The organism is Peribacillus muralis (genome assembly GCF_001645685.2).
In the GTDB taxonomy this organism is placed as follows: Bacteria; Bacillota; Bacilli; order Bacillales; family DSM-1321; genus Peribacillus; species Peribacillus muralis_A.
Window position 1 is genome coordinate 1,836,534 of record NZ_CP017080.1, and the last position, 22,607, is coordinate 1,859,140.

The following is a 22,607-nucleotide window of genomic DNA, read 5'->3' on the forward strand; positions in this document are numbered from 1 at the left end:
GAGCCCTCTGAAAGGGAGGAAAACACATGCCAATAGTCGAGGCTTTCTTATTAGGAGCAGTTCTTTTCTTTGGTGGTTTATTTACCAGAACGGTATTGAAAGATAAAAGTGAGGTGTAATGAATGTCCAGAACGAATCCCTTGGAGTACGCAGTGTACAAAGGCGATGAATTCCTTTGCTTAGGGACTGCTAAAGAGTGTGCTACTTACTTAGGTGTAACCGTCCAAACCATTAGATTTATGGTGTCTCCCACCTATAGAAAGAGGACACAAAACTCAAAGGATCCATTGATAGCCATTAAAGTGGATGATGAATAGTAGACACAAACTGTGAAGGAGTGAAAATACGGTGAATAAGCAAAAATTCATAATAATCGATGTAACGGGTAGAACCCCAAAAGAAATCGAAGAACATATGAATAGACTTAATTCTATTGGATATAAGAGGGTCTTTCAAAGTGACATTCAATGGTATCAAGGTAAAGGAGATTGCGGTGTTATAACATTTGAATTAAAAGAAGACTAACGCACAGTACGAATAAACTGTCCGGAAACGAATTCTCGCGCGACATATTAGATAAGGGGGATAAAATTGGAAGCTATAAAAGCAATTGAAAAGCTGAATTGGATGAAGCAGGAACAAATAAATTTGGATCTTTGGTTAAGTGATTTGGAAATTAACAATAAGCCTGTAAATGGTGTTCATTGGAGAAGATTAAAAAAGACTATTGAGGTTTTTGAAGAAGATCTAATTGGGGAGATTCGTTCTTTAGAGTATAAGATTCACCAAAAACTTGGTGATATTGAAATAGACGTCTAATGTTCACCCCAACGTAATACGGCAACAAAAAAAGAGGATGCTCAGCATTCACTAAGCAACCTCTTTGCTTTCTTTTTCTCAAGTAATTCTTTGTACTTTAAACCGAAAAGGATAAGTTCTTCAAACGCTTGGGATCGATTATCTTTACGTTCATTAAAACGATAGTCTTCAACTTTTGAAAGAGTACTTTGATGAAGCGAAACAGTAGTGGTTGGTTTAGATGAATCTTTACGGATATGCATGTTATTTAGCTCCTTTATTTTTGGATGTACGTAATACGTTATTGCAATGGTTTTGCTTAATCGGATTCTTTTTCAAGGGTAAGCAGGTCGTCCACTTCGCAATTGAAGTAAGTACATAATCGAGCAATTACATCGAACGTGATTTGGATTGAAGTTTCATTATATAGTTTAGAAATTGATTTTCGGCTAAGGCCAGTGGCATCGGATACGTCTTGAATATTGACTCCTTTTTTCGCCATTAGGACTCTTAGGTTGTTTTTTACTACCATTTGGTATCACCTCATGTTTTATTATATCCAAAAGGTTTCAAAATACAACCTCTGGGACTCATTTTGTTAAAAATAATTTGAAATACCTAAAGAAAATTCAAAATAATTAATACCCATGGGTTGTAGTTAACACCCTTGGGTGGTATAATAAAAACAGAGAGGGGGGTTGAATATGTCGCAAGCTCCGTACATCGAGATAGACTTACATCGTGTAATGAGAGATCGGGAAATCAAGACGATTGAACAGCTCAAGGATATGACTGGTCTTTCACGTAAGGCGATATCACATGCCTTAAACAAAAAACAACATAGAATGCACACTGATACCATAGCTAAGCTTTGTGCAGCATTAGATTGTAGTGTAGGCGATTTATTAATTTTAAGGAAAGGGTGATTGAATGAATCAATTAGTTTTCAACGAGAATGGACAGGCCGTAACGGATAGCTTAACTATTGCGGAAGTATTTGGGAAAGAACACAAAAACATACTTAGAGATATAAGAGATTTAGAAATGAAGAGTACATCAGATTTTTTCATTAAAAACTTTAGAGAAGATTATTACATTAGTTATAGGAACAAAAAGTATCCAAAATTCGTATTAACTGAAGACGGATTGACATTTTTGACGCTTGGTTATAACAAAGAAAAATACATTGAAATTAAGGAAAATTATATCAAGACTTTGAAGAGGTCAATCTCGGAAAATGAGATAAGGACTAATATTGAAAAAAACGTTGAGCATATTAAAAGTGCTGAGGATATTTCTATAAAAGAGTATAAGAATCAAAGAGTAGTAACTTTCAAGGATGTCGATGAAGTTCACAGAAGGCCTTATGGAACAGCTAGTAGAAACTTCAAACAAAATAAAAAACACTTTATTGAAGGAAAGCACTTTTACAAAATAACTCGAGACGAAATTCGTCCAGAGTTCGGATTTGGAATAAATGCGCCTAATGGGATATTAATCACAGAATTCGGTTATCTCAAATTAGTGAAATCATTTACCGACGACCTGTCTTGGGAAGTTCAAGAAAAAATAGTTGAAGTCTATTTTAGAGAAAATCAAAAACAATTAGAACAAATAGTTAGTCTACCAACAAATTTCGCTGAAGCCCTACGTTTAGCGGCGGATCTCGAAGAAGAAAATGAGCGAAATAGACCTAAAGTTGAAGCTCACGACAAGTTCATCAGTGGGGAGAATTATCAGAAGGTTGGACAGGTTGCGAAGGTTTTGAATATCGGGAGGAACAAACTGTTTGTCTTCCTAAGAGAGAACAAAATATTAATGAGTGACAATACGCCTTACCAGCAATACATTGATCGTGGATATTTCGTAGTTAAAGAGAAACCTATAGAGATGGGCTCACAGGTAATAAATAAACCACAAACCTATGTAACAGCTAAGGGTGTTGATTATATATCTAAGCTTTTGGACAAAAAAATAGCCTGATGCGCCAACATCAGACCTGGTTTTAAATGTTTTTATAAGTTTATGCTCTTGTGGTCAATTATATACCATCTTTCAAAAGTTGGCTACAGGAGCGTACGTTCGAAATACACAGCAAGGAGTGTTTACATGGATGTTAAATGGATTAGGTTAAGCACTCATATGTTTGAAGATGAAAAGATAAAATTGATTGAATCGCTGCCAGAAGCAGACACGATCTTAATTATATGGGTGAAGCTCTTATCTCAAGCAGGTAAGACAAATGCGTCAGGATTTATTTATCTCAATGAGAACATTCCGTTCACAGATGAGATGATTGCGACTATCTTTAATCGTCCACTTGCGACAGTGAGATTAGCGTTAAATACTCTCAAACAGTTCGGAATGATTGAGATTTTAGACAATAATTTCATCAGTATTTGCAATTGGGAAAAGCATCAAAACGTTGCTGGGCTTGAGAAAATCAGAGAACAGACAAGGCAACGTGTGGCTAAACACCGAGAAGCAAAAAGTATCTCATCTTGTAACGTTACAGTAACAGAAAGTAACGCTCTAGAACTAGAACTAGAATTAGATATAGAACTAGATAAAGAAAAAGATAAAAAGAATAACCCTTACTCAAACGAGTTTGAGCAATTCTGGAATATCTATCCGAGGAAAGTGGATAAGAAGAAAGCCTTGAAATCGTTCAAGACAGCTTCCAAGATCCACTCTCTAGAAACTATATTGTCTGGTACACAAAAATATGCAAAGCAAGTCCAGAAAACGGACAAACAATATATCAAGCACCCAACGACTTTCTTAAACAACGATTCATTCATAGATGGATTTGAAGAAAGGAGCGAGCAGTTTGGACAAGATACAAGAAGTTTTAAGCAAGCTCCAAGAACGAACGGCAGGCAATACGACATCGAACCACCAGAATTCAACTACGAACAAAGATGAGTGTTCTGAATGTAACGGTATGGGCTTCGTAATGTACCTTAAAAACGGTTATGAGTTCGCAAGAGAGTGTAAGTGCCAAGAAGCTATTAAAATGCGAATACGGTACCAAAACGCGACAATTCCAGATGAGTACGAGGAATACACTTTCAAGAACTTTGAGAAGAGGGAAGATGTACACGATCTGATGGTAACTAAGATTGTGGAGTATTTAAAAAACTTCCCTAATCAACGACCGGAACCTACATGGAAAGATGGCAAACAAGAAAGATTTAAAGGCCCATCATTTGGATTCATTGCAACCTTTGGAGAACAGCGGATTAAAAATATAGGTGATCCTAACGCCAGGAACGATTTAAAACGGAAGCACAATAATTACGGGATTGGCAAAAGTCATTTAACGATAAGTGCAGCCAAGTTTTTACTAAAGAGTGGTTACAGAGTCCAGGTAGTGAGTGACCCGGTATTCATCCAAGATTTAATGACAGCTAAGTTTAACAACGATAAAGGGGAATCGTTCAATAACATCCTATCGAGTGTTACAGCTTATGCGGACTTCGTAATCTGGGACGATCTTGGGAAACTGAAATGGACGGAGCCAAGAGAAGATTTATATTATCAGATTTTCAATGAGTTATATAAACAGGGTAAGCCGGTTATTTTCAGCAGTAACGAAGATATTGAAACGTTATCGGATAAAATCGGACAAGCTGCAGCAAGCAGGCTAAAAGGTATGTGCAAAGGATTTCTATATCCGGTCGAAGGTAAGGACCAACGATAAGGGGGGAAGTAATATGCCATATTACAACGGATTCGGATTATATGATGAATCCCCATTAACCCCACCTAAGACAGACAAAGCAGATATTTTACACATGATTGACATGGCGATGGACACGAAAGATGAACAGTGGTTCGCGGAGCTAACGGAACGACTTAAAAATATGGAGTGAGGTGCGGTATGAGAGAAGTTAAATATCGGGCGTGGGATAACGTCGAGAACAAAATGTATTATCCAGGGGAAGAGGAAAACATTCACTTTTACTTCGATAGTTCGGGGATTGTAGCGGAAAGGTTTATTGAAGAAGAGGTATGCACGCCTGAAGGGGAACGTGGGATGTATGGGGGAACTGAAAAGCTTGAGCATCATAAATACATGCAATACACAGGATTAAAGGATAATGCGTCAGAAGAAGAACATCCAATGGAGATTTTCGAAAGTGACATCCTATTCGATCCTGTAAACGATGAATATTACATTGTTACTTGGGATGAAAGTTATGCAAATTTCTTTTTGAAAAACATTGATGACTCGCTTGGTAAACCAGATTATGATTTTGCTGAGTATGACACGGATGTATGCGACGGCTTGTATGTAGTAGGTAACATTCACGAAAATCCGGAATTGTTGTGTGATTCGAATGTGCGCTAATTGTAACGACCTAAAACACACCCATACAGAGGTAATAGCAGGGGTTTGGCAAGTAACCCCTTGCTCCTGCCTCCCTGATTGGGAAACGACGAGAAAACCGCAGCTGGAAAAAATCTTGAAGGAAGCGAGGGAGCGTTATGAGAGATACACAAAACAGAAGGATCAAGGATACGGAAGAGAAGTACATGTATCACAAGCGACATAACCTTTACATCATGCTTGAGGATGAAGATGTGGACTGGTATTGGGACGAAACAGAGGTACTTGAATTCGATCGGATGTTCAATGAGGGAGCAACGGTCCTGGAACTATCTCAGCACTTTTGCCGCCCTACCATTGAAATCGCTTTGATTACCATTGACCGAGATTTAAAAGGGCTGCTGGGAGTTGATCGGTATGCCAATTGAATTCCGTCCCGTGCCGAAGCCAGTTTCTAAGCCAAAGGAAAAGCCGCGGTATAAGGAGCGCAAGCCAAAGAAACGGAAGAAGCTTGAAACATTCAAAGGTCGAACAATTCCGCCAGCTAAGGTAAGGGGATCAATTAGCAAGAAGGAATATGGAAAAGTCATTGAGATATATGGTCATAATTGCGCTTATTGCTTTAGTTCTTATATTGAAATGCATCATATTCGGTTCCGATCGCAGCAAGGCAGAGGGACATACAGAAATTTAATTCCATTGTGCAAGGAGCACCACGGACTAGCACATAGAAATCGAGTATTCGCGGATCAACTTAGGAGAGAGCGGATACAAGCTTACGGAGAATGGTACTGGGCAGATAAATTTGACCTATGGAAACAAAACTTAATTCCTAACACCACTGATAAGGCATTTGAGGATTTCATGCTGAAAGAAGAGGTGAAGGCCCGTGAAGCGGTATGTACTAATCAAGACTGAAAAAGATATAGATGGAGCTCCGTTACAGGTGGTTCAGGTGCTGGATAGTAAACCAAACAGGGTGGACTTTATTATCTTCGATAGAAAATAGCATATAAAATCCCATTATCTATATTAGTCAATTCATGAGGGAGTGACAAGAGAACATGAGTTTCAAAAGGAAATTAATAGAGTTCGAGGTTGATGATAACGGATGTTTTATATGCACTTCTCACGCAAGGAGTAAAGGATACCCCTTAAGTTGGGTCGGCGGAAAGAAAGTCAGGTTATTGCGTTTCATATACGAACAAATGCATGGAGAAATCCCGGAAGGACATGTAATAAGACATAAATGTGATGTGCGTCCTTGCATAAATCCTGAACATCTTGAGACGGGAACTCCAAAACAAAATATGAACGATGCTATTGAAAGAGGTCGTATGAGACCACTTCTAGGAGAAAAAAATCTTAATTCAAAATTAACCACTGATCAAGTCAGAGAAATAAAGTTTTCTATAAAAAATAAATCCGATTCCAATTATGGATTAGCTAGAAAATATGGAGTAAGCGAAATGGCTATTAGGAAAATAAAAAAAGGCACTATGTGGGCACATGTGAAATTAGAGGAGGAAATTATATGATGAATCGCACAGTTTTAGTCGGAAGACTTACAAAAGATCCGGAATTACGCTATACACCAAATGGAGTACCAGTGGCTACTTTTACATTAGCTGTTAATCGTCCATTCAAAAATGCAGCCGGGGAACAAGAAGCTGATTTCATAAACGTGGTTGTGTGGAGAAAGCCGGCAGAGAACGCAGCCAACTATCTAAAGAAGGGCTCACTTGCTGGAGTAGATGGACGAGTTCAAACACGTAATTATGAGGGGCAAGACGGGAAAAGAATTTACGTGACGGAAGTTCTAGCTGAATCAGTACAGTTTTTAGAGCCTAGGAGCCAGAATACAGGCGGTAACAGCCAAGGTAATACAAATACATCCAGTAGTAACCAAAACCGCACACAGAGCAATTACACAAGGGTTGATGATGATCCATTTTCAGGTAGTGGCTCGATATCAATTAACGACGATGATCTTCCCTTCGCACCATGGACGGAGGCGTAAATATGAAATGGACAGACGAATCCATAACAATAGCTGTTTTTGAATTAAAGGACAAACTCGGAGTAGCTCGTATGCCAAGTAGTACAGAAATGAGAAATAATAAACAAACCGGATTAATGAGAGCCATTACTGTATCAGGTGGGATGGCACGTTGGTCTAATATTCTAGGTCTACCGATGAAAGAAAAAGAAAAGTTTTGGACGGATGAACGGATCGAAAAAGAAATAAGAAAAGCCATGGAATTGTTTGTGATAAATAGGATGCCTACAGCTAGTGAACTGACATCTATAGGCAGAAACGATTTGCACTGCGCTTTGAGTAAATCAGAATTGAAATACTCAGGTTGGGCTAAAAAACTTGGATTGGAAATGAAATATTCCGAAACGGTCAAAGGGAACAAGTACGAATTAATGATTAAAAATAGAATTGAGCAAATTTCAAATGATTTATTCGTTAAAGAAATGACCACAAGACATCCATATGACTTATTAATCAATGATTGTGTAAAGGTTGATGTAAAGGTAGCCTCACCTTACTTACTTAGAGGCGAAAGTATAGTTCACACATTTGGTATAAACAAAAAGTATGGAACTTGTGACATTTATATCTGTATAGCGCTGGATGAAAACGAAGAGATTGAAAGAACCTTTATTATCCCAGCATCACACTTACAGATCGTTACATTGTGTGTAGGTAAAGATAGTAAGTACAACAAGTACTTAGACAACTGGAATTTCCTTTATCAGTTTGTTCGTCAATATGAAAGGGCCATAAGCATATGAAAATACACTTGGCTACTGATACACAATTAGAAGAAATCACTAAACATGATCATGACTGCCCTCCCTCTCTTTTGGGAGAGGTAGTTGAGGAGATGTTAAATAGAAATCTATTCGACAGGATGATTACTCATTGTTGCAAAATGGTGTTCGGAAGTTTTAACCGAATGAAGGAATTACACAGCATGGAGTTAGAAGATTTTTTACAGATAGGGCGCACAGCTGTATTTAAGGCGGTCAAGATGTTCGAACCCGGGAAAGGGAAATCATTTTCTAGTTTTGTTCACATGTTTATTAAACAAAGAATTGTTGAGTGTATCAAGTTCTTGGAAAGAGATAGGCGAGATCAGCGTAATGAATTCAGGGATATTGAGACAGAGGATGGCTTAAATATGTTTTATTTCATGCCAAGCCAGACAAATGTCGAGAAGTTCGTCATTAACAAAATCATGATAGAGGATTTCCTGAATCAATTGACCGAACGGCAAAGGCAAGTGATGGAGTTATATCTTAAGGACCACAACTTCGAGGAAATCGCAGAAATGTTAGGGAGAAAAGGCAAAGGGCGATCTTTAAATAAGACCTATAACGATGCAATGAAAAAATTGAGAAAAGGGGCGTAAGTATGAATTTTAATGAATACCAACAATTATCTAAAAGGACAATGCCAGGGACACATGATGGGAAAGCATTAGCAAATTATGCATTAGGTCTTACGGGGGAAGCCGGGGAGTGTGCGGACATCATCAAGAAAGAAGTATTCCATGGCCACAGAAGGGATGCTCAAGCGATTAAAAAGGAACTGGGTGACGTATTACATTATTTGACTGGTTTAGCCACCATGTACGGATACACGCTGGAAGAAGTAGCGAATGCAAATATTGAAAAGCTGATGAAGCGTTATCCAAGTGGTTTTTCAAAAGAGGCAAGCATCAAGAGGATTGATGTATGAGTGATCAAGAACGTGCAACCATGATTGAATGGTTAGCCATGACAGGATATAGCAAACAGTATTACGAAAAAATGAGTGATAAAGAATTAGAGTTTTATTACCGTGAAATGCTGGAGGAAAACAATGGGGAAAATCAACAGTAAGAAAACAATCGTGGGCGGCATCGTATTTGACAGCCAAACAGAAGGACAATACTATCAGTACCTTACCAATGATCCTAATGTGAAACATATAGAGTTACAGCCTAAATACACCTTGTTAGAAGCTTTCAAGATAAGCTGCAGCAAATGCATCGGGGAGGGCAAAACGCCTTCTCCAAAGACTAACAGGATGATTAAATGCAGGACATGTGAAGGGACAGGCAAGAAAAGCCGGCAACCCTGGACCTATAAAGCTGATTTTAAAGTAACCTACATGAATGGTAATGAGGAAGTAATCGATGTGAAAGGCTTTGCTAACGAACGATTTCCACTGGTTAAGAAGATGTGGGAAAGAAAATACGGACAAGAGCTGATCGTGGTGAAGAAAGTAAAAGGTGGATGGAAAAGAGGTTGAGCGTGAAAACAATTGAGATGTCAGAAGTCGTTCAAGAAATGATGAACGTAAAAACCCGTATGGATGGATCAATTAAAGAAGCATACAAACAAGCAAAAGTTAAGGATGCAGCTGAACGAGAATATAGAAAGCAGTTAGCGAAAGAGATACTGAAGCTAAAATCAGAAGGGTATCAAGCCACATTGATTGGAGACATCGCAAGGGGGAATTGTGCAGACTTGAAATTCGAAAGAGATATAGCTAAAACACTTTACGATTGTGCAAAGGATTCAAAGGATGTATTGAAAGCTGAAGCAAGTATGCTGCAAACGATAGCGAAATTCCAAACTGATTTATAGGGTGCGTATCAATACGAGCTAAATAAAAAACCCCTAGGTGAGATATTTCAGTTCCTGGTAGACCGTCACCTAAGGGTTAATGCGAGCAGGCGTATACCTGACTAACCACAGTATAAAATGAATTTTTTTATAAATAAAGAGTTAACGAGTGAAACGGTTAAGTGAAGATATGGTGTTACTGAGTGGGCAAAAACTGTTCATTAAAAAGGGGTGGTTGAGTGAAGCAAACAAACGACATAGTGGATTTATGGATGAAGTTTTGTGAAGCAAACAATGCAACATTTATCGAAGGAGGACAAGGGATATACACCTTTAGAGATAAGGTAGGTAGAAAATGGTGGTACTTGTCGGAAAAACAGTTGAGAGAACTTTTTGATTAATATTATGTCGCAGTACGATTAAACAGTGAAGGAGGATGATGACATTATGAGTAAAAATTGCGGTATTAGATTTTGTCCACATTGCGGGATTACAACAGATAATGAGTTTTTAAATACTCCATTAGGAAATGGTGCTGAATGGGTGTGTAGCGGTTGTGAAAATCACGTGGAAGCTTACATTTTAGACGATGGAGAATAACAAACTGTCCGAACAAACAAGCACACACAAATAGTGCGGAATGGAGGGATATAATTGAATATAAAAACTTTTGAAGAGGCGAGTAATCTTAAAGTTTTGATTGAAGCAGAAGAAAGAAATATTAAAGGGTGGATGGAATTATTCAATTCCAATGAAGTGGCTCTTTCATCTGCTACAAAACCACAAAAAATGTTTTTAACGGGAGATAAAAAGGAGAAAGTTAAAGAGATTATCATTAGTGAAAACAAGAAAAGACTGGAGGAACACAGACAAAGATTCGAAAGCCTTTAATACGCCGTTTGAATAAACAGTGAAGGAGGAAACACATGAATCAACTATCCTTTTTAAACACATCCATCAGCAAAGAAGCCAAACGTCAGGCAGAGAAGCTAATGAGCCGGTATAAAGTACTGGATGCCCTTATCGAGAGTAGAAAGTTAGACTTGGAACCAAGGATGACACAAAACCCGGAACCAAGCGAGATCCAAAGAGGTAACCAGTTTTATAGCTCAGTAGAGAATACAGTAATGACTGAATTTGAGATTGAGGAATATGTAAGAACCAAAAGGAAACTAAGTTTAATTTATGACTCACTGAAACCAGAACAGCAAAAAATATGGGATCATCGGTATATCAATGGCAAATATGATACGGATGTACACTATGACTTAGATATTAGACGAAGGACGTATTACAGATTAAAAAGGGAAATGGTCGCGATAGTGGCTGAATCATTTGGATTTAATGAGAATAAAATTAGTGGCACTAAATAGCTACAAAAACGCACAACATTTCCAATATTGATGTAGTAAGATGATAGTATGGAAAATTAAACATACCCTAACGAAAGGGTCATGTTGGTGATAGTAAAGACGGCTGTTCCTTGCCAGGCAGCCGTTTTCTTATGTTCTTTGTAAACTAGGCATGCAGAATGGTTGGTAAGTCTTGTGCTTAGTTTAGAGTGAATATGCAGCAGGAGAATAGTCCCTTTTGTCGAAATTAGTAGACGAGGGGAGTGATAAAATGGATAATAACCAGGAATTAATTAAACTTATGCAAGTAATAACACAAATTGATGAAAACTTGATGGAAACAGTTAATTCTAGAAAAAAAGATGTTATTTCGCTTTATGCTATAGTAGATTTGCTTGTTGAAAAAGGGATATTAACTGAGGATGAAATCAATAAGAAAAGAAATGAACTAAGAAGAGAATTTGAATAAATTTGAGGGCATCCATTAATTTGGGTGCTTTTTTTATTGGGGTGAGAACAATGAATCCTGTTGAGAAGAAGAAACCAGTTAAGAAGGCAATACAGAAGAAATCTGAAAAGATGAGCCGGCGTGATTGGGAAGAGATTATGGGGATGAACAGAGATACCTTCTCAAGGAAACGTGGAGGATCAATCACAAGGAAATAAAAAAGACCCATCACAGGGTCAGATACTTTTCTTCATGCCGCAATGACGACATTCGCGTATATAAAGAAAGTCTTTAACGGAACTTTTGAATTGGGCATTATTGCAGTTATCGCATCGCCCACTCTTTATATCAGGGTAGTCATTATAATCATAAACGATGGATGTATCGTAGCTTTTGTTTTCTTCTTCAGACAAATTGTTCACCTTCATTATTGGATTTAACTTTATATATGATATCAGATAATCATTGAGGGAGGTAGGTGTGATGACATGAAACTAACAGAGAAGCAGAAACGATTCGCTGATTTTTATATTGAGACAGGGAACGGCGTGGATTCAGCAAGAAGAGCAGGATATAAAGGGAACAACTTAAACAAGATAGCGAGCGAGAACTTGACGAAACTAGACATACGTAAATATGTAGATGAACGGATTGCAGAGAAAGAAAGCAAACAGATAGCCAAACAGGATGAAGTCTTGACGTTCCTCACAAGTATTATGAGAGGCGAACAGAAAGAAGAAGTTTTGCGAGGCATTGGTGAAGGTGCTCAGACCATAGATGATATGGATGTAGGGGCGAAGGATAGGATTAAGGCTGCTGAACTTCTTGGTAAGCGTTACGCCATGTGGACTGACAAACAAGATATCGATGTAAAAGGTGTTGTGACATTTGTTGATGATATAGGTGATGAGGATGGAGCGTAAGCTATCTGAGTTTCTCCCGAAACACTTCTTTCCTGTATGGAGAGCAGCAAACAATCCTGATATTTTAAATATTGTCTGTAAGGGAGGCAGGGGTTCCGGTAAGTCATCGGATATTGCACATATAATCGTCCAATTACTTATGAGGCATGCCATTAACGGTGTGGGGATCAGGAAGATTGATAACACGATTGAGCTGTCTATATTTGAACAGATGAAATGGGCCATTAGTGAGCAGGGTGTAAGCCATCTATTTAAGGTCAATAAGTCACCAATGCGTATCACCTATATCCCAAGAGGGAATTACATGGTGTTTCGTGGTGCCCAGGAGCCGGAACGGATTAAGTCCTTAAAATCAGCCAACTTCCCATTTGCTTTAGCTTGGCTGGAAGAACTGGCGGAATTCAAAACTGAAGATGAAGTTACGGTCATCACCAACTCCCTTTTGCGTGGAGAATTGGAGGATGGTCTTTTTTATAAATTCTTTTACTCGTACAATCCTCCGAAGAGAAAACAATCTTGGGTGAATAAGAAGTATGAGACGCAATTTGTATCCAATAATACATTCGTGCATCATTCAACTTATATGGATAACCCGTTCATCTCGAAACAATTCATCGCGGAGGCTGAAGCTGCCAAAGAACGAAGTGAATTGAGGTATCGATGGGAGTATCTTGGTCATGCGATTGGTTCCGGTGTTGTTCCGTTTGATAACTTAGTGTTCCGTACCATTACTGACGAAGAATACAACTCTTTCGATAATATCAGGCAGGGTAATGACTTCGGTTATGGTCCAGATCCTTTATCTTTTGTACGTTGGCACTATGATAAGACACGTAATCGGATATACGCCATGGATGAGATATATGGACACAAAATCAGCAATAGGGACTTAGCATCAAGAATTAAGGAAAGAGGCTATGTGCGCCATAGAGTCATTGCTGACAGCGCGGAGCCTAAGAGTATTGATGAGTTGAGGGATTATGGCATAAAGATCATTGGAGCCAAGAAGGGGCCTGACTCTGTACAGTACGGTGAAGAATGGCTGGATGATTTAGAGGAGATTATCATTGATGTAAACAGAACCCCTAACACCGCAAGGGAATTTGAATCAGCAGATTATGCTACTGATAAGAATGGTGATCCTCTTCCGAGGTTGGAGGATAAGAACAATCATACGATCGATGCCACACGATATGCCTTTGAAGATGACATGAAGAAGACAGCTAAATTGGTTACTGGTAGAAGATTAACACGTTAAGGGGGAATGAGATGGAATTAGGGCAGAACTTCCTCTTGGTAGCTGACGGGCTGGAAATATCGGCTGATCATACAAGTGATGGATGGTATTGTTTGGAGTTAGTGAATGAAGATGATTTATTTTTTAAGGATTTAGGGGTCATAAAATTCGATGACCTAATCAATGAGGTATCTGAAGGTAAATATAAATTAATTAAAACGGTATAGAGATTGAGGTGAAAACACTTGGATTTTTCTTATGAGTTAGAACAGCTCGAACAAGGAATCAGGACTCCTGAATTGATACAGAAAATTATTAGCAAACACAAAGAACGTGCTGAGAAGATGAAACTGCTATATGAGAGATACAAAACAACCTCAGTCCCTATTTTCGATAGGACTCTGGATGACCCAATGGAAGTAAATAATCAAGTGAACAATGATTTTTTCTCGGAAATTATTGATACAAAGGTGGGTTACTTCGCTGGCTCGCCAGTAAGTTATCTAACAGAGAATGATGATTCAGGGGACGGAATCATAAAGGAATTTGGGGACAGGAACAGGCTGGCGGATTTAGATGCTGAGGCCACTAAGTTTGCTGCAATATGCGGGTATGGTGCCAGGTTCATTTACATTGATACTGATGGCAAGGAAAGAGCTGCTAATGTGAATCCTTGGGAAGCAATCTTGCTTGGTGAAAAGGGAATGGATGAGCCTGACTATGGACTCCGATATTACAAATCCTTTAATGAACAAGGCAAGGAGCAACTAAGGGTTGAACTATGTGAATCAGGATTAATCACTGAATATAGGGGATCAATCAGCGAACTAAAGGAATTCAAGAAAACCAATCAGCCTTTTTCCGTTTGTCAGATGTACGGAATCATGAATAACGAGGAGCTGCAGGGTGATGGTGAAAAGGTGCTTGCTCTTATCGATGCGTATGACCGTGCTATTTCAGATGTTAACAGTGAGATTGAAGCGTTTAGGTTGGCTTATATGGCCTTCTATGGGGTGGAGGCTCCGTCGCCAGAGGACGAACAATCATTTGCGAAGACTGGAACCTTTTACTTTAGGAATGATGGGCAAGGGGGCGGGCAGAAAGCCGAGTTCATCTCTAAAAGCCTTCAGGATACTGCCATAGAGAACCACTTAAATAGGCTTCACAATAACATTTACCGATTCTCTCAGACGCCTGATATGGCTGACGAGGCGTTTGCTGGTAATTCAAGTGGTGTTGCCATGAAGTTTAAAATACTTGCTCTGGAAAACAAGACAGCGGGCTTTGAACGTAAGTTTAAATCATCTGCCATCCGGATGTTCGAGATTCTGCAAAGTTCTTGGGCGAAGAGAAGTATTCAGATTGATCCATATACGATTGAGATGAAGTTCACTCGTACTTTCCCACTTGATTTGTTGTATGAGGCTCAGGCTAGTGCTCAGTTGAAAGGTTTGGTGAGTGAGGAAACGCGCTTAAGCCAATTATCATTTGTTGCCAATCCTGCGGAGGAAGTGACAGCCATGGAAGCAGAATCAGAACTGTACGACTTAGGCGGTGATGATGATGGACAAATGGGATCAACATCTTCAAGATCTACAGAAAAGGTTAAACAAGAAGGAAAAAAAGTTACTCAGGCAGATTAACAAAGAATACAAGGAAGTTTCTAAAGAACTAATCATGGCATTAACTGAAATGTACATGCGTTTAGAAAAGAATGGTGAGTTATCTTACTCGGATGCTGTCCGTTTCAATGACATCACCAGACTGAAACAGAATGTGGTGTATGAAATCACCGCATTAGTTGAGGTGAACAAGGAAAGAGTTCTAACTATTTTGGATGAAACATATTTTCTTTCCTATGCTTACATGAGCTATGTCATCGAAAAAGAGAGCTCAGCTATTTTGAAAGCTGTAACGCCTGATATGCCGAGGCTTCAACAACAATTATTTGATAATCCTATCCGCGGGTTAAAGCTGGAGCCGGCATTGGAACGTGATCGCAGGATGATTGTATCGGATATCAATAGAGCTATTGAAAGAGGCTTGATTGATGGGAAAACCTACGGTTCTATCGCGAAGAACATCCAAGAAGTATTTGAAAGCAGTTTTAAACGTGCTGTTAATATTGCGCATACAGAAACACATCGTGTTAGGGAACAGGCTACTCATGAGAGTGCTATGAATGCAGACAGGCAGGGCGTTAAGATGGTGAAGATATGGCGTAACATGGCTGATGAAAGGGTTAGGAAAAAGAAACAGGCCAACCATCGTTCTATGGAAGGTCAGACAAAGCCGGTGAGTGAGCCATATGAGTTAAAACCATCTGGTCAAACCGATTCCCCCGGTAACAGTAGGATAGCCTCACAGGACATACGCTGTCGGTGTTATTCCTCGCATAGGGTCAGTCATCTTGAAGGGGCAATACCTAAAAAACCTGTCATATCTGATTTTGACGGTTGGTTGATGGAAAGAACACCTGAATTAGTACCAATTTAAAAGGGGTGAAAGTGTGAAAACTTGACATGAATATACAAGATTTTATGCAAAGAAATAAATCGTGAAATCCAGTAAAATCAACAGAAAAATTTCTGTATATTTACTGTAAATTTTCACCATGAAAAAAGGTAGGTGTAACAAGGGTTTATAAAAGTATAAACTTCCTATTATGTCTATTATGTTAACTAGAATGTATAGGAAATGAATGCGATATACACATTTAAAAGGAGGTCAAAGAGCATGAAACTAACGCGAACCATGGGCCAATTATCCGAAGTTTTAGAAGGTCCCCCGGAGGAATTGGATGAATATCTTAAATTGGAGGATAAAAGAAATGAATTTCCGAAAGAAGTTTCGAAGGATGAAGTGGCATTAGGGTTAAGAAAAGAAATTGATAAAGTGTTTAAGCATTTAGATGATTCATTCAATAAACAAACGTTCTCTTAAATTTAATAATGTAATTGATAGGAGCCATTGGGGGTCCTTTTTTTATTTAATAAAACATTGCACTTGCTGGGCTTAGGAACTGTAAGGGCGATAGGAGGATACAAATGAATTTAGAGGATATCAGGTCATATTTAGTACAAAACAAAGACAATCAAGACGTTCGTGAGTTTGTGAATGGACTTAACCCGGTCACTATTGACAGAGTAAAGGACTTTGCAACTGTGAATGATGATGGTCGTAATTGGTTACAGAGTCAGAAGGATTCTTTTTTCAGTTCTAGTTTAGATACATGGAAGAAGAATAATCTGGATGAAGTTGTAATGGGCAAAGTGAAAGAATTATACCCAGAGGAAACAGAGGAACAAAAACGGATTCGTTTGCTCGAGCAAAAGCTTGAGGAAGCTGAAAAGAAAGAACAACGCGAGACATTGCGCAACAAAGCTTTGTCATTAGCTACCGAAAAGGAATTGCCTACCTCATTGGTTGATTTCTTCTTAGGTGAAGATGAGGAAAAGACAATCGCTAACCTTGCTAAGTTGGAAGATACGTTTAATCCATATATTGAATCTAAAGTTGAACAACGCTTTAAGGATACAGGACGTAAGTTCCAAAAAGGTTCTAATGGGGATAACAGCATCGCCACAGATATTGCTAAACAAAGAAATGAGCAACAACAAACATCACAAAATAATGCTTGGGGTTAAGAAAGGGGAATTTTAAATGCCGTATTATAAAAATCTAGGTCCATTTACTGAAATTAACTTTTTGGCATCAGCTAAATATCAAACATTCACTACACAAGTTAGTGATACGGGTGTGGTAGCAGATGCAAATGGAAGAAAAATCGTGAAGGCTGGTACAATCCTTCCTGCCAACGATGCAACAGCAGCGGGTATCTTGTTTAATGAAGTTGATGTAACGAACGGACCACAACCAGGATCTTTAATGGTCGAAGGATATGTCCATGAAGCACGTTTACCGGTTGCTCCAGCAGCTGCAGCAAAAACAGCACTTAAAGAAATCAAGTTCCGTTAAGGGATAAAGAAAAGGGGATAAAAATATGCCAACTATTGCAGAGCTTTTTAGTAAAAAGGAATTAATCACATACATGATGAACCGCCAGTATCCAACATTACTTGGGGAACAACTTTTCCCAGAAGTAAAAAGAGATACATTGGAATTTGACCAAATTAAAGGTGCGAGCCGTGTTCCTGTAATCGCAAGCGTTCATGCTTTCGATACTGAAGCAGAAATCGGCAGCCGCGAAGCAAGCAGACAAGCGCTAGAACTTGCTTACGTTAAAAGGAAGATGCAACTAAAGGAGAAGGATCTATACGCTCTACAACGTCCGCGTGACGCTAAAGAACAGCAGTATCTAACATCCCTTGTTTACAACGATATCGACCAAATGGCTGCAAGCTTACGGGCTAGAGCGGAAGCGATGAGGATGGAAGCCTTAGCTAAAGGTATTGTTACTCTTGAAGGAGAAAAGGGGAATCTTGGAATTGTTGATTACCAAGTGCCTTCAGCTAACAAGCAAGCGTTGTCAGGTACTTCGTTGTGGACTGATCCAACATCAGATCCTCTTAATGATATTCTGCGGTGGGGAACAACATTAAATGGTATGGGTACTCGCGCTTTAACATCGACTGCAGTGCTGCAAACATTGCTTCGTCATCCTAAAGTGCTGGGCGCAATCTATGGACAAAATTCCGGACGCGTCCTTTCCGTATCTGAATTTAATGCATGGATGCAACAACAAAACCTTCCTACGATTGCAACTTACGACCAAGTTTATCGTAAACAGCAAGCTAATGGGACTTATGTACAAAACCGTTATTTCCCTCTAAATTCATTCGTTATGTTTGGCAATGAAGCACTTGGAGAAACAATCTATGGACCGACTCCGGAGGAATTACGCTTAATCAATGATCCTAGCGTTGATACATCCAATATCGGGAATCTATACGCGATGGTTTATGAATCTGGCCTTGATCCTGTTGGAACTTGGAAAAAGGTTTCTGGCGTTTACCTGCCATCATTCCCTGCAGCTGATGAAGTGTTCCAAGCAACAGTTATTTAATTAATAAAGAGGAGGAATCGGTATATGGCAGCAGAAAAGAAAGATAAAATAATCAAAGTAAAGGTGAAAGAAATCCCTGTTCTCCATAATGGAGATGACTTTCAGCCAGGAAAAACATATGAGATCGAGGAAAAGCATTTTAATGAGAGCCTGTTTGAGAAAATAGAAAAAGAGTAGGTGTTGTTATGACACTATCAGAATTAAAACAACTCATGGGGATAGCGGCTGAGGATACAACTCAGGATGCTATCCTTTCTCTTTATCTGGAGTCAGCCCTAGATGATGCGAAAACATATGCAGATAAATTGGATTGGACGACTGGATCATTACCTGGTGCGATCAAGTTAGGGATAGTGAGATGGGCGGAATTAGCTCAAGTCCGAAAGGAACGTTCCGGCATACAAAGCGAAAGCATTGGCGGAATGAGTCAAACATTCTTAAATGGTTCCGGTGATGAGTATTTTTCGGAAGTTTATGATTTTTGGAAGCCATACCATACAGTTAACAATGGCTTGGTATTTCGTACTGCTAAACATCCAAAACCGAGAGTTGGCTATATATGAGGATTCGCATAAAGGATAAAAACCGTATACCTCAAGCCATTAAAAAGGTGGAAGATCTAAACGGCAGCAAGATAAACGCTGGTGTCCTTGGAGAGGGCGAACAGCAGATGATTGCTGGTGTGCATGAGTATGGTATTCAAATTAATGTAACGCCTAAAATGAGGGGCTTCTTGGCTTCTAAAGGGCTCCATCTTAAAAAGAGCACAACTCACATTACAATCCCTGAGCGTTCTTTTATTCGATCTGGTTGGGATGCTCACGAAAAGGAAGTTCTGGATAAATCCGATCAGATGATTCCGGACTTGATTGCCAAAGGATTATCTGTTGAAACCTTCTTAGAGGCATTAGGTCAAGAGTCTCGGGATTTGCTTAGAGACTATGCTAGGGATCTAAGGAATCCAGCAAACCACCCTTTCACCATTGATCAAAAAGGCTCGAGTAATCCATTAGTGGATAGTGGCGGTATGATTGGAGCGATTACGTATGAAATCCTTTAGGTTTCAATCACTAATCAAAAAATATACTGTCTTTTTCACCATTGAATATCCCGAAAATCAGAATGTCTCTATGAATCCTGAAGATTATGACAATCTAGGGAAATACATTGGCCCTGAAATTCCAGAAGGTCCACAGTCATCTAGTGGAGCTCTGATGCCTCCTAACGATAGACAGGTGTATAACAGTGGTGGAAGGATTACAACGTCTGACAGGATGCTATATTCATTAAATACGAACATCCCGGAAGGGAGTTTAATTCGTTACAAGGGCAAGAGTTATCAAGTGATGCCTCGTTCTAATTTCGAGGACTTTGCTGACTTCTCCCTATACGAATGCAAGGCGGTGGATACCATTGATTGATTATGAATCTATCGTAAAATCTGTTAATGCAGAGATCCGGAAGGAAACAAATTGCATACCTCGAGAACAAGAGGCTGTTACCAAACAACCTAAATATCCATTCTTCACATATTCCATCATCAGTCCGTATCTGAATGCCAAGGTGTTTAGGGATGGCAACTCACATATTGAGGAGGTAGAAATAGTCATTTCCATAACCTTTTACTCCTTAAAATCATTTGAGGTTATGTCATTGGCTCAGCGGTCAGCAACCATGCTGAAATCAACAGCAACCAGACAAATCCTTTATGATAAAGGGATAACCGTTGTGAGGATTGATGATTTAAATAAACGAGACAATTTCATAAGCATTGAAACAGAACGGAGAGCGGGCTTTGATTTGCGTATCCGTATTAGACATTCAGAAACAAAATCGTTTGATCACATTGAAACGATAACTATAGGGGGTTAGGATATGCCATTAACTGACGTTAAAGTAACGATTAATGTCGCAAGTCCCGCGCCTAAAATAGGGCTGGGGCGTCCTGTTATTTTTGTTCAAAAGACAGGGGCAGCAGATTACAAAGAATATTCAACTTTGTCTGCCTTGCAAGCGGATTACGCAGTAGGAACAGCGGTGGAAGCGAAAGCAGGAGCCATCTTTAAACAAGATAACCGGCCGGATAAAGTGGCGGTTGCTACGTATGCCACAGATATTAAAACATCTATGGCTCTTTTTTATGGCCGTGAATGGCATTTTGCACTTGTGGCAAATGACCTGGCAGCGGATCAACTTGCAGCGGCAACGTTCATGAATGATAAGGATTTTAAATTCTTGGCGGTTCAAGTTAATACGGATGCAAACCGTAAAGCGCTAAAAACCAAAAAACGTACTATTATTTTTGATCATACCATTGCTGGAGAACATTTAGATGCGGCAGCAGTTGGTGATTTAGGTTCACAAACAGTTGGATCGGTTACCTGGAAGTTTAAGAGCCTTAAAGGTATTACCGGTAGATACTTAAATGAAACAGAAATTAATACCATTGATGGAGATTTCGCCATTGCATATGTGGTTAAAGGCGGGCGCGGCCAATTATCAGAAGGCTGGTTTGCTGACGGATCTTACATCGATGATTTACATGGGCAGGATTGGATTAAGGCAGATATGGAAAATGAAATTTCCTACACGCTGGGGAATACTCCGAAAACTCCTTTTGACGCCAGAGGAATTGGTGCTATCGAGGCGGCCATGACTACTACATTGCAAAGAGGATTCAACAACGGAATCGTTGCCGTGTTAGAAGGCGGTCTACCTGATTATTCAGTCACTACCCTTCCGAGAGATCAAGTTGATATACAAGATCGGGCGTTACGTGTATATCGGGGAGGCTCCTTCGAATATGGCAGAAGCGGAGGCATCCATGAAGCAAGAGTTACAGGGGTTGTAAATATTTAATGACAGGAGGTAAAGGGATGTTAAAACTAGATTTGCAGTTTTTTGCTAATTCATACACGTTTGATGCTTCGCAGTCAAGCTGTGTAGTGGATGGAAGATTCATAAATGATTTCGCAGAAGGAGACGCGGTTAAATGGGAGAGGGAAGAGGATAACTTCGAGCCTAAAGTTGGTGTTACCGGGGCAGTTGGTATTACAAAGAAAAATAACAATATCGGGAGAATCACCCTTCTCATTATGCAAGGCTCGCCGGAGGTTACTTTCTTGAAGAGTTTGGCGAATTCTGGTAAACAGTTTCCGATATGGGTTAATACAGGTGGTGCTAATAGTGAGAAAATCGGCGGTTCGAATGCAATGGTGTTAAAAACCCCAGAAGGCTCCATTGCGGATGAAACGGGTGAAAGAGAATTTGAAGTAATGGTATTTGATTATACAGACGTTTAAGGGGACAGTTCGCTGTCCTTTTTTTAGGAGGTTTCTTAATTGAAAAAAGCAAGGCACAACTCAAATAAAAGGGAGATGTTATATATGGCAACAAAAGCAGGAAGTCAAAAAGAATTTATTGTTACTAATGAACAAGGGGAAGAAACAAAATACTTATTCCAACATCCAGGTGTTAAAGGCGGCGTGCAGCTTAGAGGACGCGCAAAAGATATGAATGGAAATTTAGACGAGGAAAAATACTACGGTGAATTAATGTCTAAGGTCATTGTTCAGCCTAAAGTGAATTGGGATTACTGGGAAGAAAATGAGGGGTTCCAAGAGGTGATGAAAGAAGCAAGTACATTTCTTATGGGCTAACTTTCCTAAAAACCCCTGGAAGGTCATTGTGGAGGAACCAGGGGAATGGATGCGTTGGCGATTAGTAATGGCTGAAGATTGCAATGTGAGTGTGACGGAAGCATTGGCAATGGATGATATCACGTTATCAATTGCCAATGCAGCACTCGACAAGATGATAAAGATAAAAAATGACGCGATGAAGACGAAAGGGAAAGGACGGTGAAAA

45 protein-coding genes are annotated in these 22,607 nt (G+C 39.3%); 42 read left to right on the forward strand and 3 right to left on the reverse strand.

What is annotated here, in order from left to right; translation table 11 throughout:
- Positions 1–122: 122 nt before the first annotated feature.
- From ABE28_RS08815 to ABE28_RS08820, 3 genes are all read left to right on the forward strand, one after another.
- Entirely contained in the window at positions 123–317 is a 195-nt protein-coding gene (locus ABE28_RS08815) for a hypothetical protein (protein WP_064465841.1), read from the forward strand.
- 31 nt (positions 318–348) lie between these two features.
- Positions 349–525 carry a hypothetical protein gene (locus ABE28_RS24920; RefSeq protein WP_156775712.1) on the forward strand — a complete coding sequence of 59 codons (177 nt, stop codon included), beginning with the start codon at positions 349–351 and terminating at the stop codon, positions 523–525.
- A gap of 66 nt (positions 526–591) precedes the next feature.
- Positions 592–819 (forward strand): hypothetical protein, encoded by a 228-nt coding sequence (locus tag ABE28_RS08820; RefSeq protein WP_064465840.1) that lies wholly within the window; start codon positions 592–594, stop codon positions 817–819.
- Positions 820–860: 41 nt separating this feature from the next.
- Here the strand turns inward: ABE28_RS08820 and ABE28_RS08825 are convergent, their stop codons facing one another.
- Positions 861–1,061, reverse strand: coding sequence for a hypothetical protein (locus ABE28_RS08825; RefSeq protein WP_064465839.1), 201 nt, complete (start codon positions 1,059–1,061; stop codon positions 861–863).
- A gap of 56 nt (positions 1,062–1,117) precedes the next feature.
- Positions 1,118–1,330, reverse strand: coding sequence for a helix-turn-helix domain-containing protein (locus ABE28_RS08830; protein ID WP_064465838.1), 213 nt, complete (start codon positions 1,328–1,330; stop codon positions 1,118–1,120).
- Positions 1,331–1,502: 172 nt separating this feature from the next.
- On the opposite strand from ABE28_RS08830, the gene ABE28_RS08835 reads away from it, so the two are divergent.
- From ABE28_RS08835 to ABE28_RS08915, 21 genes are all read left to right on the forward strand, one after another.
- Positions 1,503–1,724, forward strand: coding sequence for a helix-turn-helix domain-containing protein (locus ABE28_RS08835; RefSeq protein WP_064465837.1), 222 nt, complete (start codon positions 1,503–1,505; stop codon positions 1,722–1,724).
- Positions 1,725–1,728: 4 nt separating this feature from the next.
- Positions 1,729–2,781, forward strand: a complete 1,053-nt coding sequence (locus ABE28_RS08840; RefSeq protein WP_064465836.1) for a phage antirepressor KilAC domain-containing protein — start codon at positions 1,729–1,731, stop codon at positions 2,779–2,781.
- Between the two features lie 126 nt (positions 2,782–2,907).
- Positions 2,908–3,723 carry a phage replisome organizer N-terminal domain-containing protein gene (locus ABE28_RS08845; RefSeq protein ID WP_064465835.1) on the forward strand — a complete coding sequence of 272 codons (816 nt, stop codon included), beginning with the start codon at positions 2,908–2,910 and terminating at the stop codon, positions 3,721–3,723.
- Positions 3,629–4,501, forward strand: coding sequence for a DnaA ATPase domain-containing protein (locus ABE28_RS08850; protein ID WP_167353390.1), 873 nt, complete (start codon positions 3,629–3,631; stop codon positions 4,499–4,501). The genes ABE28_RS08845 and ABE28_RS08850 overlap by 95 nt, the downstream gene beginning before the upstream one ends.
- 13 nt (positions 4,502–4,514) lie before the next feature.
- Positions 4,515–4,673, forward strand: a complete 159-nt coding sequence (locus tag ABE28_RS24420) for an IDEAL domain-containing protein (protein WP_083232005.1) — start codon at positions 4,515–4,517, stop codon at positions 4,671–4,673.
- An 8-nt stretch (positions 4,674–4,681) separates the two neighbouring features.
- Positions 4,682–5,152: a YopX family protein gene (locus ABE28_RS08855; protein ID WP_064465834.1), complete on the forward strand. Its 471-nt coding sequence runs from the start codon at positions 4,682–4,684 to the stop codon at positions 5,150–5,152.
- Between the two features lie 137 nt (positions 5,153–5,289).
- The gene (locus ABE28_RS08860) at positions 5,290–5,559 is read left to right on the forward strand and encodes a hypothetical protein (RefSeq protein ID WP_064465833.1); all 270 of its coding nucleotides are present in this window, start codon (positions 5,290–5,292) and stop codon (positions 5,557–5,559) included.
- Positions 5,549–6,049: an HNH endonuclease signature motif containing protein gene (locus ABE28_RS08865; RefSeq protein WP_064465832.1), complete on the forward strand. Its 501-nt coding sequence runs from the start codon at positions 5,549–5,551 to the stop codon at positions 6,047–6,049. The genes ABE28_RS08860 and ABE28_RS08865 overlap by 11 nt, the downstream gene beginning before the upstream one ends.
- A 146-nt stretch (positions 6,050–6,195) precedes the next feature.
- Complete coding sequence (locus tag ABE28_RS08870; RefSeq protein ID WP_083232006.1) at positions 6,196–6,669, forward strand: HNH endonuclease signature motif containing protein; 474 nt, start codon at positions 6,196–6,198, stop codon at positions 6,667–6,669.
- Positions 6,666–7,151 (forward strand): single-stranded DNA-binding protein, encoded by a 486-nt coding sequence (ssb, locus tag ABE28_RS08875; RefSeq protein ID WP_064465831.1) that lies wholly within the window; start codon positions 6,666–6,668, stop codon positions 7,149–7,151. The genes ABE28_RS08870 and ssb overlap by 4 nt, the downstream gene beginning before the upstream one ends.
- A 2-nt stretch (positions 7,152–7,153) precedes the next feature.
- Positions 7,154–7,933: a hypothetical protein gene (locus tag ABE28_RS08880; RefSeq protein WP_064465830.1), complete on the forward strand. Its 780-nt coding sequence runs from the start codon at positions 7,154–7,156 to the stop codon at positions 7,931–7,933.
- Positions 7,934–8,052: 119 nt separating this feature from the next.
- Positions 8,053–8,553 carry a sigma-70 family RNA polymerase sigma factor gene (locus ABE28_RS08885; protein ID WP_257390802.1) on the forward strand — a complete coding sequence of 167 codons (501 nt, stop codon included), beginning with the start codon at positions 8,053–8,055 and terminating at the stop codon, positions 8,551–8,553.
- 2 nt (positions 8,554–8,555) lie between these two features.
- A complete protein-coding gene (locus ABE28_RS08890) occupies positions 8,556–8,882 on the forward strand; it encodes a nucleoside triphosphate pyrophosphohydrolase family protein (RefSeq protein ID WP_064465828.1) in 327 nt (108 codons plus the stop codon).
- On the forward strand, positions 8,879–9,025 hold the full coding sequence (locus ABE28_RS24925; protein WP_156775713.1) for a BH0509 family protein: 147 nt from the start codon (positions 8,879–8,881) through the stop codon (positions 9,023–9,025). The genes ABE28_RS08890 and ABE28_RS24925 overlap by 4 nt, the downstream gene beginning before the upstream one ends.
- Positions 9,006–9,437, forward strand: coding sequence for a DUF1064 domain-containing protein (locus ABE28_RS08895; protein WP_064465827.1), 432 nt, complete (start codon positions 9,006–9,008; stop codon positions 9,435–9,437). Before ABE28_RS24925 ends, ABE28_RS08895 begins: the two co-directional genes overlap by 20 nt.
- Positions 9,438–9,439: 2 nt before the next feature.
- Complete coding sequence (locus tag ABE28_RS08900) at positions 9,440–9,775, forward strand: hypothetical protein (RefSeq protein ID WP_083232007.1); 336 nt, start codon at positions 9,440–9,442, stop codon at positions 9,773–9,775.
- A 218-nt stretch (positions 9,776–9,993) separates the two neighbouring features.
- Complete coding sequence (locus ABE28_RS24930) at positions 9,994–10,155, forward strand: hypothetical protein (RefSeq protein ID WP_156775714.1); 162 nt, start codon at positions 9,994–9,996, stop codon at positions 10,153–10,155.
- A gap of 46 nt (positions 10,156–10,201) precedes the next feature.
- On the forward strand, positions 10,202–10,354 hold the full coding sequence (locus tag ABE28_RS24935) for a hypothetical protein (protein WP_156775715.1): 153 nt from the start codon (positions 10,202–10,204) through the stop codon (positions 10,352–10,354).
- Between the two features lie 54 nt (positions 10,355–10,408).
- On the forward strand, positions 10,409–10,645 hold the full coding sequence (locus ABE28_RS08905) for a hypothetical protein (protein WP_064465825.1): 237 nt from the start codon (positions 10,409–10,411) through the stop codon (positions 10,643–10,645).
- A gap of 35 nt (positions 10,646–10,680) precedes the next feature.
- Entirely contained in the window at positions 10,681–11,127 is a 447-nt protein-coding gene (locus ABE28_RS08910; protein WP_064465824.1) for a DUF1492 domain-containing protein, read from the forward strand.
- A 250-nt stretch (positions 11,128–11,377) separates the two neighbouring features.
- Positions 11,378–11,575, forward strand: coding sequence for a hypothetical protein (locus ABE28_RS08915; RefSeq protein ID WP_156775716.1), 198 nt, complete (start codon positions 11,378–11,380; stop codon positions 11,573–11,575).
- Between the two features lie 215 nt (positions 11,576–11,790).
- Here the strand turns inward: ABE28_RS08915 and ABE28_RS25685 are convergent, their stop codons facing one another.
- Positions 11,791–11,982: a DUF8096 family protein gene (locus ABE28_RS25685; RefSeq protein WP_257390750.1), complete on the reverse strand. Its 192-nt coding sequence runs from the start codon at positions 11,980–11,982 to the stop codon at positions 11,791–11,793.
- 60 nt (positions 11,983–12,042) lie between these two features.
- Here ABE28_RS25685 and ABE28_RS08920 point away from each other — a divergent pair, with 60 nt between their 5' ends.
- The 18 genes from ABE28_RS08920 (at position 12,043) to ABE28_RS24945 (ending at position 22,604) form a co-directional block, all read left to right on the forward strand.
- Positions 12,043–12,477 (forward strand): terminase small subunit, encoded by a 435-nt coding sequence (locus ABE28_RS08920; RefSeq protein ID WP_064465822.1) that lies wholly within the window; start codon positions 12,043–12,045, stop codon positions 12,475–12,477.
- Positions 12,461–13,735 carry a PBSX family phage terminase large subunit gene (locus ABE28_RS08925; RefSeq protein WP_064465821.1) on the forward strand — a complete coding sequence of 425 codons (1,275 nt, stop codon included), beginning with the start codon at positions 12,461–12,463 and terminating at the stop codon, positions 13,733–13,735. Before ABE28_RS08920 ends, ABE28_RS08925 begins: the two co-directional genes overlap by 17 nt.
- An 11-nt stretch (positions 13,736–13,746) precedes the next feature.
- Positions 13,747–13,941 carry a hypothetical protein gene (locus tag ABE28_RS08930; RefSeq protein ID WP_064465820.1) on the forward strand — a complete coding sequence of 65 codons (195 nt, stop codon included), beginning with the start codon at positions 13,747–13,749 and terminating at the stop codon, positions 13,939–13,941.
- Positions 13,942–14,013: 72 nt separating this feature from the next.
- Positions 14,014–15,357, forward strand: a complete 1,344-nt coding sequence (locus ABE28_RS08935) for a phage portal protein (protein ID WP_257390803.1) — start codon at positions 14,014–14,016, stop codon at positions 15,355–15,357.
- Positions 15,278–16,210 carry a phage minor head protein gene (locus tag ABE28_RS08940; RefSeq protein WP_064465818.1) on the forward strand — a complete coding sequence of 311 codons (933 nt, stop codon included), beginning with the start codon at positions 15,278–15,280 and terminating at the stop codon, positions 16,208–16,210. Before ABE28_RS08935 ends, ABE28_RS08940 begins: the two co-directional genes overlap by 80 nt.
- Positions 16,211–16,450: 240 nt before the next feature.
- Positions 16,451–16,657 (forward strand): hypothetical protein, encoded by a 207-nt coding sequence (locus tag ABE28_RS08945; protein ID WP_064465817.1) that lies wholly within the window; start codon positions 16,451–16,453, stop codon positions 16,655–16,657.
- Positions 16,658–16,761: 104 nt separating this feature from the next.
- Positions 16,762–17,361: a DUF4355 domain-containing protein gene (locus ABE28_RS08950; protein ID WP_064465816.1), complete on the forward strand. Its 600-nt coding sequence runs from the start codon at positions 16,762–16,764 to the stop codon at positions 17,359–17,361.
- A gap of 16 nt (positions 17,362–17,377) precedes the next feature.
- Positions 17,378–17,692, forward strand: coding sequence for a hypothetical protein (locus ABE28_RS08955; RefSeq protein WP_064465815.1), 315 nt, complete (start codon positions 17,378–17,380; stop codon positions 17,690–17,692).
- A gap of 25 nt (positions 17,693–17,717) precedes the next feature.
- Positions 17,718–18,740 carry a major capsid protein gene (locus ABE28_RS08960; protein WP_064465814.1) on the forward strand — a complete coding sequence of 341 codons (1,023 nt, stop codon included), beginning with the start codon at positions 17,718–17,720 and terminating at the stop codon, positions 18,738–18,740.
- 24 nt (positions 18,741–18,764) lie between these two features.
- Positions 18,765–18,917: a hypothetical protein gene (locus tag ABE28_RS24940; protein WP_156775717.1), complete on the forward strand. Its 153-nt coding sequence runs from the start codon at positions 18,765–18,767 to the stop codon at positions 18,915–18,917.
- 8 nt (positions 18,918–18,925) lie between these two features.
- Positions 18,926–19,303, forward strand: coding sequence for a phage head-tail connector protein (locus ABE28_RS08965; RefSeq protein WP_064465813.1), 378 nt, complete (start codon positions 18,926–18,928; stop codon positions 19,301–19,303).
- A complete protein-coding gene (locus ABE28_RS08970; RefSeq protein WP_064465812.1) occupies positions 19,300–19,800 on the forward strand; it encodes a hypothetical protein in 501 nt (166 codons plus the stop codon). The genes ABE28_RS08965 and ABE28_RS08970 overlap by 4 nt, the downstream gene beginning before the upstream one ends.
- Positions 19,787–20,161: a hypothetical protein gene (locus ABE28_RS08975; protein WP_064465811.1), complete on the forward strand. Its 375-nt coding sequence runs from the start codon at positions 19,787–19,789 to the stop codon at positions 20,159–20,161. The genes ABE28_RS08970 and ABE28_RS08975 overlap by 14 nt, the downstream gene beginning before the upstream one ends.
- Positions 20,154–20,612: a phage neck terminator protein gene (locus tag ABE28_RS08980; protein ID WP_083232010.1), complete on the forward strand. Its 459-nt coding sequence runs from the start codon at positions 20,154–20,156 to the stop codon at positions 20,610–20,612. The genes ABE28_RS08975 and ABE28_RS08980 overlap by 8 nt, the downstream gene beginning before the upstream one ends.
- A 3-nt stretch (positions 20,613–20,615) precedes the next feature.
- On the forward strand, positions 20,616–21,599 hold the full coding sequence (locus ABE28_RS08985; RefSeq protein ID WP_064465810.1) for a DUF3383 family protein: 984 nt from the start codon (positions 20,616–20,618) through the stop codon (positions 21,597–21,599).
- A gap of 17 nt (positions 21,600–21,616) precedes the next feature.
- Positions 21,617–22,042, forward strand: coding sequence for a phage structural protein (locus ABE28_RS08990; RefSeq protein WP_064465809.1), 426 nt, complete (start codon positions 21,617–21,619; stop codon positions 22,040–22,042).
- Positions 22,043–22,081: 39 nt separating this feature from the next.
- A complete protein-coding gene (locus ABE28_RS08995) occupies positions 22,082–22,399 on the forward strand; it encodes a hypothetical protein (protein WP_257390752.1) in 318 nt (105 codons plus the stop codon).
- 49 nt (positions 22,400–22,448) lie between these two features.
- Positions 22,449–22,604 (forward strand): hypothetical protein, encoded by a 156-nt coding sequence (locus ABE28_RS24945; protein ID WP_156775718.1) that lies wholly within the window; start codon positions 22,449–22,451, stop codon positions 22,602–22,604.
- Positions 22,605–22,607 lie beyond the last annotated feature (3 nt).